1 protein-coding gene is annotated in these 863 nt (G+C 74.6%); it reads right to left on the bottom strand.

The features are described from left to right. On the bottom strand, positions 1-863 hold an 863-nt coding region (locus tag G3I65_RS06010), incomplete at both ends, for a S8 family serine peptidase (protein ID WP_160695216.1).

The following is an 863-nucleotide window of genomic DNA, read 5'->3' as shown; positions in this document are numbered from 1 at the left end:
CGGATCGACCACGCCGGCACCGAACGCGTGGATGCCGCGGCCGCCGCGGGCCGGGGTCGCGGTCGCCAGCAGCCGCTGGGCCACCTGGGCCGCGCTCAGCTCCGGCCACGCCGAGCGCACCAGCGCCGCGGTTCCGGAAACGAAGGGCGCGGCGAAGCTCGTACCGTCCACATAGGCGTGCCCGCCCGCCCGGGTCGTGGTCAGCACCTTCGCGCCCGGGGCCACGATGTCGACGTACGGGCCGATCTGCGAACCGGGCAGCCGGGCCCCGTCGATGTCGACGGCGCCGACCCCGAGCACCCCGGCGTAGGCGGCCGGGTACGACGGCAGTTCGCCGCTCGTGTCCTTCTGCGCGTTGCCCGCCGCCGCCACGACGAGCGCGTCGCGCGCCACCGCGTACGCGACCGCGTCGCGGATCACCGGGAAGTCGTCGTGGCCGGCCAGTGACAAGTTGATCACCTTCGCGCCCTGGTCCGCGGCGTAGCGGATGCCGTTCGCGACGACCTGCGGGTCGATCCGCAGCGACTCGCCCTGGTCGCCGACGTCCCGGTCGCTGATCCGCACCGGCAGGAGTGCCGCGTCCGGCGCTACGCCGTGGAACCCGATGCCCGGCACCGGATCCGCCCCGACGATGCCGGCCACACCGGTGCCGTGCGACACGCAGTCGAACGCCCCCGGCAGCGCGCCGGCGAGGTAGAAGTCCCGCCCCGGCAGCACTTTTCCCGGCCGGCTCAGCTGCGGGTGATCACCGTCCACACCGGAATCGACGACAGCGACGAGCACGCCCGCGCCACGGCTGTGCGGCCACGCCCGTTCCGGGGAAAGCATCTGCTGGGCCCATGGCATGGCCGCCACGGCGGGGT

This window comes from Amycolatopsis sp. SID8362 (assembly GCF_010550475.1).
GTDB classification, from domain to species: Bacteria; Actinomycetota; Actinomycetes; order Mycobacteriales; family Pseudonocardiaceae; genus Amycolatopsis; species Amycolatopsis eburnea.
The sequence above is the reverse complement of the archived record's forward strand: the minus strand, read 5'-3'. Positions and strand labels throughout refer to the sequence as shown.